Origin of the sequence: Cupriavidus sp. a3, assembly GCF_051015765.1 — a bacterium.
Taxonomy (GTDB): domain Bacteria; phylum Pseudomonadota; class Gammaproteobacteria; order Burkholderiales; family Burkholderiaceae; genus Cupriavidus; species Cupriavidus oxalaticus_A.
On record NZ_CP170643.1, the window covers coordinates 1,366,666 to 1,378,335 of the forward strand.

General features: G+C 66.1%; 9 protein-coding genes and 2 tRNA genes. 6 read left to right on the forward strand and 5 right to left on the reverse strand.

All coding sequences use genetic code 11. The features are described 5' to 3' along the window. Positions 1-66 precede the first annotated feature (66 nt). Positions 67-1,431 (forward strand): phosphate regulon sensor histidine kinase PhoR, encoded by a 1,365-nt coding sequence (phoR, locus tag ACAD63_RS06610; protein ID WP_135705532.1) that lies wholly within the window; start codon positions 67-69, stop codon positions 1,429-1,431. A gap of 83 nt (positions 1,432-1,514) precedes the next feature. Here phoR and ppk1 read toward each other — a convergent pair whose 3' ends face one another. Continuing rightward, positions 1,515-3,602: a polyphosphate kinase 1 gene (ppk1, locus tag ACAD63_RS06615; RefSeq protein WP_434033966.1), complete on the reverse strand. Its 2,088-nt coding sequence runs from the start codon at positions 3,600-3,602 to the stop codon at positions 1,515-1,517. Positions 3,603-3,789: 187 nt separating this feature from the next. Between ppk1 and ppx the strand changes: the two genes are divergently transcribed. After that, entirely contained in the window at positions 3,790-5,322 is a 1,533-nt protein-coding gene (ppx, locus tag ACAD63_RS06620) for an exopolyphosphatase (protein ID WP_133096104.1), read from the forward strand. A 47-nt stretch (positions 5,323-5,369) separates the two neighbouring features. Here the strand turns inward: ppx and ACAD63_RS06625 are convergent, their stop codons facing one another. The 3 genes from ACAD63_RS06625 to infA form a co-directional block, all read right to left on the reverse strand. Continuing rightward, entirely contained in the window at positions 5,370-6,209 is an 840-nt protein-coding gene (locus ACAD63_RS06625; RefSeq protein ID WP_133096105.1) for a GNAT family N-acetyltransferase, read from the reverse strand. 431 nt (positions 6,210-6,640) lie between these two features. Continuing rightward, on the reverse strand, positions 6,641-7,117 hold the full coding sequence (locus ACAD63_RS06630) for a SixA phosphatase family protein (protein ID WP_133096132.1): 477 nt from the start codon (positions 7,115-7,117) through the stop codon (positions 6,641-6,643). A gap of 218 nt (positions 7,118-7,335) precedes the next feature. Continuing rightward, entirely contained in the window at positions 7,336-7,557 is a 222-nt protein-coding gene (gene infA / locus ACAD63_RS06635) for a translation initiation factor IF-1 (protein WP_008641674.1), read from the reverse strand. A gap of 651 nt (positions 7,558-8,208) precedes the next feature. On the opposite strand from infA, the gene ACAD63_RS06640 reads away from it, so the two are divergent. Both ACAD63_RS06640 and ACAD63_RS06645 read left to right on the forward strand, forming a co-directional pair. Continuing rightward, positions 8,209-8,730: a hypothetical protein gene (locus ACAD63_RS06640; RefSeq protein ID WP_135705529.1), complete on the forward strand. Its 522-nt coding sequence runs from the start codon at positions 8,209-8,211 to the stop codon at positions 8,728-8,730. 164 nt (positions 8,731-8,894) lie between these two features. Further along, positions 8,895-9,653, forward strand: coding sequence for an exonuclease domain-containing protein (locus ACAD63_RS06645; RefSeq protein ID WP_133096107.1), 759 nt, complete (start codon positions 8,895-8,897; stop codon positions 9,651-9,653). Positions 9,654-9,747: 94 nt separating this feature from the next. Here the strand turns inward: ACAD63_RS06645 and ACAD63_RS06650 are convergent. Then, positions 9,748-9,824, reverse strand: a tRNA-Pro gene (locus ACAD63_RS06650). Between the two features lie 410 nt (positions 9,825-10,234). Between ACAD63_RS06650 and ACAD63_RS06655 the strand changes: the two genes are divergently transcribed. Then, positions 10,235-11,482 carry a GGDEF domain-containing protein gene (locus tag ACAD63_RS06655; RefSeq protein ID WP_434033625.1) on the forward strand — a complete coding sequence of 416 codons (1,248 nt, stop codon included), beginning with the start codon at positions 10,235-10,237 and terminating at the stop codon, positions 11,480-11,482. Between the two features lie 51 nt (positions 11,483-11,533). Next, positions 11,534-11,610: transfer RNA gene (locus ACAD63_RS06660), tRNA-Arg, on the forward strand. Positions 11,611-11,670 lie beyond the last annotated feature (60 nt).

Consider the following 11,670-nt stretch of genomic DNA (forward strand, 5'->3'; position numbering starts at 1 on the left):
CGAAATCGTGGCACACTCCGTCGCAACCCATGCGGCCGCTGCCGGCCGCTAGCCTGAACCCTGCGCATGAACGTCATCTGGGCCCGTTCCGCGGCCATCCTGATCAGCCTGGTGGTGGTAGCCGCCGGCGTTTACCTGGCCCTCGGTCCGCTCGCCGCGCTGGCACTGGCCTGTGCGGTGCTGTTCGGGCTGCTTTGCTTCTACCTGTACCAGATCAACCGCCTGTGGAAAGTGCTCGACGCGCCCGTCTACGGCGAGATCCCGAGCGCCGTGGGCCTGTGGGGCGAGGTGTATTACCGGCTGCACCGTCTGGTCAAGCGCTGGCGCACGCAGGTACTGCAGGTCGAGCAGCAGCACACCCGCTTTATCCAGGCGATCCAGGCCTCGCCCAACGGCGTGCTGATGCTGGACGATGCCGACCAGATCGAATGGTGCAACGACGTGGCCGAGCAGCACTTCGGCCTGAACGCGCGCCGCGACGTGCGCCAGCGCATCACGCACCTGATCCGCCGGCCCGAATTCGTCCACTACCTGACGCGGCAGCGCTTCGACGATCCGCTGGTGATGCGCGACATGGGCACACACAAGCACAGCGTGATCGCGGTCCAGATCCTGCCCTACGGCGATAACCGCAAGTTGGTGATCACGCAGGACATCACCAAGCTGGAAAACACCGAGGCGATGCGCCGCGACTTCGTCGCCAACGTTTCGCATGAACTCAAGACGCCGCTGACGGTGCTAACCGGTTTCCTGGAAACCGTGCGCGACCTGCCGGTGTCGGACGATGATCGCCGCCGCTATGTCGACATGATGCTGGTGCAGTCGATGCGCATGCAGAGCATCGTCGAAGACCTGCTGGCGTTGGCAAAACTTGAAAGCGATGCGCAGCCGCCGGGTAACGACATGGTCGCCGTGCAGGCAATGGTTGCGCACCTGATGCATGATGCCGAAGCGCTTTCGCAGGGCCGGCACAGGATTACGGCCGAGATCGACCCCACGGTGGGATTCCGCGGCGCGGAGACCGAGCTGTTGTCGGCGCTGGGCAACCTGGTGTCCAACGCAGTGCGCTACACGCCGGACGGCGGGCGCATCTCGTTGCGGCTGGGCTGGGAAGAGGGTCATGCCGTGTTCTCCGTGGCGGACACCGGCCTTGGCATCGCCGCCGAGCATATCCCGCGGCTGACCGAGCGCTTCTACCGCGTCGACCGCAGCCGTTCGCGCGATACCGGCGGCACCGGGCTGGGCCTGGCCATCGTCAAGCATGTGCTGTCGCGCCACCATGCCGACCTGCGCGTGACCAGCGAGGAAGGGCGCGGCAGCGTGTTCCGCATCATCTTCCCGCTGGAGCGCAGCGTGCGCAGCCTGAGCGACGCGGCCGCCGCCGTGCCGGCATCGCCGCAGGCGCCGGATTCTTCGCGCCGGGCCGCCTGAGCGGACTGCCTCGCCGGTCCACCAAAGCAACAAGCCCCGCCTGGCGGCCGCCATGACGGGGCTTGTTGCTTTTCAGGCAGCATTCACGGATTGCCGCCGAACATCGCCAGCATGTCGTTCTGGCTGACGCGCGGATGCCTGGAGCGCGTCTGCTTGCGCACGTAGTTGCCGTCCGGCTGCATGATCCACGCGGAAGCATTGTCGCGCAGGTGCACCTGCAGGCTTTCCTTGATCACGCGCGCCTTCAGCGCCTTGTCCAGCACTGGGAAGGCTACCTCGACGCGGCGGAACAGGTTGCGATCCATCCAGTCGGCGCTGGACAGGTACAGCACCTCTTCGCCGCCCGCGCGGAAATAATAGACGCGATGGTGTTCCAGGAACCGCCCGACGATCGACCGCACCGAGATGTTCTCGGACATGCCCGGCACGCCTGGCATTAGCGCGCAGACGCCGCGCACGATCAGGTCGATCTTCACGCCCGCGCGCGAGGCCTTGTACAGCTCGTCGATGATCGACGCCTCCAGCAGCGCATTCATCTTGGCGATGATCCGGGCCGGCTTGCCGGCGCGCGCGTTGCGGGCCTCGCCGCGGATATGCTCGACCAGGTTGGTCTGCATGGTGAACGGAGATTGCCACAGGTGGTTCAGCCGGATCGTGCCGGCGGTGCCGGTCAGCAGCTGGAACACGTGGTGCACGTCTTCGCAGATCGCCTCGTCGGCGGTCAGCAGCCCGAAGTCGGTATAGAGGCGTGCGGTGCGCGGATGGTAGTTGCCCGTGCCCAGGTGCGCGTAGCGGCGCAGCTTGACCTGCTTGGCCTTGGGACCGGTTGGCTCGCGGCGCACGATCAGCAGCATCTTGGCGTGGCACTTGTGGCCGACCACGCCATAGATCACGTGCGCGCCGGCCGATTCCAGCCGCTCGGCCCAGTTGATATTGGTCTCTTCGTCGAAGCGCGCGAGCAGCTCCACCACCACGGTGACTTCCTTGCCGTTGCGCGCGGCGGTCATCAGCGCTTCCATCACCAGCGACTCGTTGCCGGTGCGGTACACGGTCTGCTTGATCGCGACCACGTTGGGATCCGCGGCGGCCAGCTGCAGCAGGTCGAGCACCGAGCTGAAGCTCTCGTACGGGTGGTGCAGCAGCACGTCCTGCTGGCGCATCACGTCGAACATCGAGGCCCCCGTGGCAAACGCCTTCACCGGCGCCGGCACATAGGGCGGGTACTTGAGGGCGGGGCGATCGACCATGTCGGGGATCTGCATCAGCCGCGCCAGGTTCACCGGGCCGGAGACACGGTACAGGTCCTGCTCGCTCAGGCCCGATTCCAGCAACAGCCGGCGCGCCAGCGGCGTCGGCGTATCGGAGGACACCTCCAGCCGCACCGTGTCGCCGAAATGACGCGTCGGCAGTTCGCCCTGCAGCGCTTCGCGCAGGTCGGTGATCTCGTCCTCGGAAACGAACAGATCGGAATTGCGCGTGACGCGGAACTGGTAGCAGCCGTGCACCGCGATCGCCGGGAACAACTCATGCACAAAGCCCTGCATGAACGACGACAGCATCACGAAGCCGAACGGGTAGCCCGACAGCTTCTCCGGCATCTTCACCACGCGCGGCAGCGCGCGCGGCGCCTGCACGATGGCAAGGTCGGCCTCGCGGCCGAAGGCATCCTTGCCGGACAGCTCGACCACGAAGTTCAGGCTCTTGTTGAGCACGCGCGGGAAGGGGTGGGCGGGGTCCAGCGCGATCGGCGTCAGCACCGGCGCCAGCTCGCGCTGGAAGAACTCGCGCGCCCATTCGCGCTGCGCGTCGCTCCAGGTCGTGGTCAGGTGGAAAAAGACACCTTCTTTTTCAAGTAGTGGAAAAATGGTGTTCTGCAGCATGTCATACTGCGAAGCCACAAGCCGCTGCGTGCGCTCGGTGACAAGCTGGTAAGTCTGCTGGAAGGACAAACCGTCCGGCGTCAGCCCCGAAGCGTTGTCGCGCATCTGTTCCTTCAGGCCCGCCATGCGGATTTCAAAGAACTCGTCCAGATTGCCGGACACGATGCAGATAAACTTCAACCTCTCCAGCAGCGGTACCTTGGGGTCCGCGGCTTGCGCCAACACGCGGGCATTGAATTCCAGGATGCCCAGCTCGCGGTTGAGCAGCGTGCTGGACGGCGTCGTCGACATGGTCATGACCTTCTTTTGGTAATGTGGCGACTTTTTCATAAAATCGTGTCACTTTTATGACAGTTTGATTTTGTCATGAGGCGGACATGACACGGACATATTTTTGCGGGGCGCGTGCGCCGGCGGCGGGACACCTAGCCTGGACCGGGCCACGCAACACGAACGCGAACCAGCTCTCTAGCACACGATGAACAACACTCCACGCCTGCTCGCCGCCGTCGACATGGGCTCGAACAGTTTCCGCCTGATGATCGGGCGGGTGGACGAGACCACCACGGCCAACGGCACCGCGAGCCAGATCTTCCAGGTCGACGCCCTGCGTGAGCCTGTGCGGCTGGCGGCTGGCCTGACGCCCGACAAGTACCTGGACCAGCCCGCGCGCCGGCGCGGCATCGATGCGCTGCGGCGCTTCGGCGACCGCCTGCGCGACTTTGCGCCCGACCAGGTGCGTGCGGTCGCCACCAATACGCTGCGCGTCGCCAAGAATGCATCCGAGTTCCTGATCGAGGCCGAGAACGCGCTCGGCTTCCCGATCGAAGTCATCGCCGGGCGCGAAGAAGCGCGGCTGATCTACCTGGGCGCCTCGCACGATGCGCCGGCCTGCCAGGGCAACCGGCTGGTGGTGGACATCGGCGGCGGCTCGACCGAATTCATCATTGGTAGCGGCTACCAGTCCAAGCTGATGGAAAGCCTGTACATCGGCTGCGTATCGCATAGCCGGCAGTTCTTCCCCAGCGGCAACGTCGACGAATACGCGATGAAGCAGGCCGAGCTGGCCGCGCGCCGCGAGATCCAGGTGCTGGTGCGCCAGTACCGCGCCGCCGGCTGGCAGCAGGCGGTCGGTTCGTCCGGTACGGCGCGCGCGCTGGCCGAGCTGATCGAGCTCAACGGCATGAACGACAACCCGGCTGACCACGGCATCACGCGCGAAGGGCTGGAGCGGCTCAAGCGCGCGCTGATCAAGGCCGAGAACACCAACCGCGTCAAGCTTACCGGGCTGAAGGCGGACCGCATCCCGGTGCTGCCGGGCGGGTTGTCGATCATGCTGGGCGTGTTCGCCGAGCTCGACATCGACCGCATGGACGTCACCGACGGCGCGTTGCGCCTGGGCGTGCTCTACGACCTGCTGGGGCGCAGCCACCATGAGGACATGCGCACCGTCACGGTCGACCAGTTCATGCGCCGCTACGGCGTCGACCGTGCCCAGGCGGGGCGCGTGCGCGGTACCTCGCAGGCGCTGCTGTCCCAGTTCCCGGATCCCGCCAACGAACGGCGCGATGACAACCTGGCGCTGCTGGGCTGGGCTGCGAGTCTGCATGAGATCGGCATGTCGATCTCGCACAGCGGCTACCACAAGCATTCGGCGTATATCGCCACGCATGCGGACATGCCGGGCTTTTCCAAGACCGACCAGGCGCGGCTGGCCACGCTGCTGCTGGGGCATGCGGGCAAGCTTGGCAAGCTGTCGGGCAGCGGCAAGTTCGTCGACTGGCGCATGCTGTTCAGCCTGCGCCTGGCCTTCGTGCTGTGCCGGCGCCGTTCGGACGTCGGCTCGCCCGATATCCGCGTCAGCCAGCTCGCCGAGGCGCTCGACGAGGGCTTCGAGGTGCGCCTGCCCAAGATGTGGATCGAGGCCAATCCACTGATCGAATACAGCCTCGCGCAGGAGGCCGACGAATGGCAGCGGATCGGCAAGCGCTACAAGGTCGTCTACGACTGACCAACGGCTGAGCGCGGAAGAAGGGGCCGCCGCTCGGGCGGCCCCGATCATACGGCCTGGTTCAGGCCGAGGAAGTGGCGGGCGTAGCGCGGGTTCATGTCGTTCACGCGCAGCAGCGTCAGGAAGTCGGCCACGTTGAAATCCGGATCCCAGGCCGGCTGGCCGCAGATCTTTGCCCCGAGGCGCAGGTAGCCCTTGATCAGCGCGGGCGGCTCGACCTCGAGCTGCTGGTTCAGGTCCTCGACCGGCAGCGGCAGGCGCGGGAAGGCATGGTATTCGATCGGTGCCAGGTAGCGCTCGCTGAACAACCGGTGCAGGCTGGCAGCATAGTGGCCGCCGTCGCTCATCGGCACGCTGGCGCAGCCCAGCATCGACTCGATGCCCCAGCGCTGCAGGTACTCGCCCAGCCCGCCCCACAGCGCCATGATGACGCTGCCCGAGCGATAGTCGCGGTGCACGCAGGAGCGGCCCAGTTCCAGCATCTTGGGGCGCAGGTGGGACAGGCGCACCAGGTCGAATTCCGATTCCGCGTAGAGGCAGCCCAGGCGCTTGGCCTGGTGCGGCGGCAGCACGCGATAGGTGCCGACCACGCGCAGCGTGGCCATGTCGCGCACGATCAGGTGGTCGCAGTAGCCATCGAACATGTCGATGTCCAGCTCCGGCACCGAAGACGTCAGGCGTGCGCCCATCTCCTCGGCGAACACCTTGTAGCGCAGGCGCTGCGCCTCGACTACTTCGTCCTGGTGGCGCGCCCACGCCACGCTGAGAGCAGGCGACTCACTTGCCTTATCCGATTGGCGATGAAGACGGCTCCGCGCCGTCTGGCCGGCAAGGCCATTGGGCAAAGAGTCAAAAAGCGGCTGGGTCGGCGTGGGGAGGTCTCGCATCAGTATGTCCTTTTGGTGACGAAACTGTTGCGATGCAATGTAGTGAGCCGCGGTGACATTGCCGTGACCTGGCGATGACGCTTCCGTGACGTCCGGCGAGGTGCTGGTGCTGGTGCCGGTGGCGCCGTTGCGCGACCGGCCAGCTTCGGGGGATGGTTCTGCCGGCGCGCCTGCGGGTTGGCGGGGAAGATGGGGGTCCGACGGGCAATCCATGGAAATCTCCGTGACACCTGTGGTCGAAGCCCATGCCTGGCATGGCGAGGGCGGCGCGGCCAGAGGGCTGCGCCGTAGCGACTCTAGGGAGCGGAGAATGCGGCTGCCATCAGCTATTTCGGATTTTTGCCAGGCGCGACCATGCCGGCCATGCCAGAAGCTGCAGCCGGCTCATGCGTGCCGGCTGCAATGGCGAAGTCGGAAATATCTGGGCCGCGTCAGAGAAATTCGGGATTGATAACCGCGCGCAGCACGGTCTGTGCCTCGCTTTCGCGGGTCCGTCCGGTCAGCCACCAGATGCCTGCCTTGCGCACGCTCCAGTCCATCTCGTTGCCGGCCAGAAGCAGGCTGGCGACGCGGCCGATCCATGGCTGGTGCCCGACGACCACCACGTGCTCGGTGCGTTCGGGCCATTGCACCGCGGCCAGCACCGCGCTGACGTCGGCGCCGGGGGCCAGCTCCTCGACGATCTGCGCGTTGCCCGTCAACGCCGCCGCGGTTTCGCGGGTGCGTACGGAGGGGCTGCACAGCACGCGCGTGTCCGATGGCAGGTGCGCACGCAGCCATTTGGCGGACGCCTCCGCCTGCTTGCGGCCGCGGCGCGTCAGGGGCCGCTGCATGTCGGCATGGCGGCTCAGGCTGAGGGCGTCGGGGAGGTCTTCGGCTTCGGCGTGGCGCCAGAGGATCAGGTTCATGTCGGGTGTGGCGAGGGTGATGCTTCGAGTATGGTGAAGCTGCCCGACCAGCGCAAGCGGATGGCCTGGTGCCACGAATTGCCGTAAACGAAGTCGGGCCGCCCGTCGGGCAGCCCGCAAGTGTGTCCGGGCGCGGTGTCAGCTCCATGACAGCGCGTCGGCAACGCCCCGGAATTCACTTGTACGGCGGGAGCGGCGGGCTCCGGCCGTGCGAAGACTCAGGACTTGTGGCGGAAGTTGATGCGGCCCTTGGTCAGGTCGTAGGGCGACATTTCCAGGGTGACGCGGTCGCCGGCCAGGATGCGGATGCGGTGCTTCTGCATCTTGCCCGAAGCGTATGCCCAGATTTCCACGCCGTTTTCCAGCGTGACACGATAGCGGTTGTCGGGCAGGGCTTCCGACACCACGCCGCCAAATTCAATGAGTTCTTCCTTAGCCAATCTGCTTTCCTTTTCGGCAGCCCGCGAAGGCTGCATGGTTGCGTTATCAAAAATTCCGGTCCGGTTCGTCCGGCCCGAGGGCACGGCGCGAACCGGCGCACATTCGCCAGGCTTGGCGAACCGCGCCAATGAAGTCGTTCGGGGCAGGCGCACGCGGACGATGCCGCGCGGCGCCACGCGTGGCGCCAGATACTCGATCCATGCCGGTCGCGCCCCGGCCAGGCGGGCACGGATTGCCTGGCGTGGACACTGCCGGTGACGGCCTGGGTGGCCGTTCGCTACGCGGAGCAGGGCGGGCAGGTGTACCCGGTGGTTCGCCAGTTCTGGTGTCGCCGCGGATGGCCGCGCCGGCTGCTGCTGAGCGCTCGCGAGAGCGCGCTGGTGAGAACGCCCGGTTACAGGGATGCACGGACACCCCGGGGCTACTTGCTCTCATATTGTATCACGTACGCAGTTGCAGCATTGCCCCTGCGAACATGGGGAAGCCGTGGGACAACTGCGCATTGTGCAGCGCATGGTCCATGCGATGTAAGGTGATGTATGAAGCGCTTTGCGTATCCGGCATGCCTTGGTATTTGCCTCGTATGAGCTAGAACTAACTCGTACGGCCGCCGGGAGTCAGCGGGGCCGGAATCTCGCAAGGAGACTGCCATGGAACTCCATCTGGACTCGCACCGCTTCGTCCGCTGCACTCCGGACTGGCGGGCCGCCGTGGTGGCCGGGCTGATCGCCGGTGCAGTGTATATGGTGCTTGAGCTGCTGACGGCGCGCTTCCTGATGTACCAGGGCGCCTGGGGCACGGTGAAGATGGTGGCGGCCATTATCCTCGGCCGCGAAGCGCTTTCCGCCGATGCCTTCAACTGGACCGTGGTGCTGTCGGCCGGCACGGTTCATTTTGCGCTGTCGATCATACTTTCGGCAGTGCTGGCGATGATCCTGTCCTCATTCCGTCTCGATTCCAGCATGGGGTTGGCGTCGCTGGTCGGCATCGTGTTCGGCGTGGTGGTCTACCTGGTCAATTTTTATGTGTTCGGCAGCTATTTCAACTGGTTCGACGAGGCGCGCGGGTGGGAAAGCCTGTTCGCCCACGCACTGTTCGGGCTGGTCGCGGCGGATGTGTACGTGAATCTTGAGCGGCGCCGCGGCGATTCCACCGGCCCGCAGCAGGCCTGAGATGGCCGGCCTGGTGCCGAGGCGCCGGCCTATCTCCAACCGATGGCGCCTCCGGCTAGCCCATCTGGTTGATATGACGTTTGGCACCCCCGCACTACGCTAGAGGCAAACGACCATAGCGGCCGCCGCCAACGTGCCTTGCGGACGGCTACACCGGAGTGCCCATGCGGGTCGCAATCGTCAGTACCGAGACAACCGGGCTCACGCCAGTGGACGAGCCTGTCAGCATCGGCCTGCTGCTTGTCGAAGTAGCGCCGAGGGCGGGCAGTCTCGTGCGCGAAATCACTGACTACTACGGTTCGCAGGAGCCCACCGTGCCGATCAGCGAGGCCGCTACCGGCATGCACGGCCTGACCGCCGAGATGCTGCGCGGGCAGCGCTTCGATGTCGGTGCGATCCGTGCCATCGTCGAGGATGCTGACGTGCTGGTCGCCCATGGGGCCGAATTCAATGTGCGCATGCTGGAAAAGGTGCTGCCCGAGGTACAGCGCAAGCATTGGCGCTGCTCGGTGCGCCAGGTGCGCTGGTCCCAGTATTTCCATGCTCCCAACCACAAGCTCGATACGCTGTGCGAACACCTGCGCATCTTCCGGCCGCGACCGCAAATCGCGCTGGACGACTGCCTGGCGCTGTCCAAGCTCCTCTTCCAGCAGATGGGAGCGGTAGGGCAGGCCACGCCGATGGGCTTTCTGCTGGCGCAGCCGGACTATGTGCCGCGGACTGTCGTGCACGGCGCGGCGGCCTCCCCGGCCAATGCGGCGCCGACAGCGCCCGTATCGCCACAACGGGACGGCGGCCCGGGCTGGCAGCCTCAGGTCGACAAGCAACACGACAGTGCCAGCCGCGGCCTTGTGCTGGCGGCCGTGGTGCTGCTGCTGATCGCGGCCGCACTGCTCTGGCCCGACATGATGCCGCGGTGGTGAGCGGGGCCGACGCAGTCGCGCGGGGGCGGGCAGAAAAGAAAAACGGCCTGGACATTGCTGTCCAGGCCGTGTTCCTTGAAGCCAAACTTAAAACTGGTCGGGGCGACATGATTCGAACATGCGACCCTCTGATCCCAAATCAGATGCGCTACCAGGCTGCGCTACGCCCCGAAGCCGAGCATTGTAGCGCGCGCCGGCAGGGCCGGTCAATCTGGCGTATCCGGCACATCGCGGTACGCGAGCCGTCCCGCGGGCGCGCTCCCCCTTTTGGCGGGGGACACTTTGGCTTGACTTGGGTTTGCGCGCTGCGATAATCCGCACACCGCTCTTAGTCCGACCGGCGTGATGTCGGGAATGCCGGTTTGCAGATTCCTTCCGGACTGGCCTGATCACCATAACAAGAACGGCGCTCCCTGTCCTGGCGAGCGCCTCGGCGCGTTGGCTTTGCCGCTGGCAACGCCACGGCGGCCCGACACAGGATATGCGGCAATCGATGAAAACGGTCCGGCACAGGACCGGCATAAAAAGGGGAAAGGCGGCGCCTGGCGGGGCGCCGTTGGTCGCCTTGGACGGGAATGAAGATGTTTCAGTCGCATATTGTGGTGCTCATCGCAGGGCTGTTTGCCGTGCAGATGGCGGTGGTTTGCGTCGTATTGCGTCGATCCGCGGGCATGGGCCGCAGTGGCCTGACGTCATGGGCACTGGGCAATGCCGCCGCGGCGATCGGCTCGGTGCTGGCTGCGGTGCAGGACGCGCGCCCCGCGTGGCTGGTGCCGGACGCAACCGATCTCGCGTTGCTGGCTGCGTTCGCCTTGATGGCGATCGGGGCGCGTCATTTTGCTGGTCGCTCCGGCAAGACCGGGCTCCTACTGGGAACCTGCCTGGCTGCCGCTGTCGGCGTGGCATGGCAGTTGGTGGCAGCCGGCATCCCCGATGCGCCGCTGGCAGGGCTGCAGATGGCGCCGCTGCTGACGGCATGCCATATCGGCTTGCTGCTCGACGTGACCCGCAGCATCGGCCCATCGGTGCGGACTTCCCGCGGCGTCGGGCGCCTGGCTGCTGCTTCGCTGGTGCTGATTGCCCTTGCCGTGGCCGCGACCAATGCATGGACCATGGCCTTGCCGGTTGCCGCGCTGGTGCAGGGCGGCGCCTGGCCGCGGCCATTGCCGTGGGACGGCGAACTGGCCATGCTCAACGTCTTTGCGCTGGTTGGCCTCTCGGTCAGCTTTGCGCTGATGGCGCATGACCGGTTGCGGCGCATGCTGGAGCGGCGCGCGCGGCATGACGACCTGACCGACGTGCTGCTGCGCGGCGCCTTCTGGGAAGCGCTGGAGCAAGCCTGCCTACAGGCCGAGCGCCAGCGCAAGCCGTTGACCGTGGCCTTTGTGGACCTGGACCACTTCAAGGCGATCAACGATGTCTACGGCCACCTGGCCGGCGACAGCGTGCTGCGCCACTTCGCCGGGCTGCTGCGGCGTACCAGCGGCCCGCACGACGTGCTCGGGCGACTCGGCGGCGAAGAGTTTGCCATCGTCATGCCCGATACCGTGATGGAAAATGGCCGGCTGGCCTGCATGCGGCTGGCGACGGCCGTGCGCGCGAGCCCTTGTCCTTCCCAGCCGGATGCAATCGCTTACACCGTCAGCATCGGCCTTGCCACGCGCAACCCCGGGGAGGGCGCCGACGCGCTGATGCGCCGCGCCGACCGCGCCTTGTATGACGCCAAGCTCAAAGGCCGCAACGGCGTATCGATGCATCCGGTTGCCGGCAACCATGCGTCGGCGGCGGGCCGCTACGTCACCCGCGCGAACGAGCGCCTGGCTTCCTGAATGCCGCCGATCCGCACTGCGGGCCGGCGCTGCGGTAGAATGCACGCCTTCGCGTCCTTAGCTCAGTTGGATAGAGCACTCGCCTTCTAAGCGAGCGGTCAGAGGTTCGAGTCCTCTAGGACGCGCCAAGCACGCTTTGCGGGCGATCGCCTGCATGCTCCGGTCACCGGCGTGGCTCCGGGAAATGC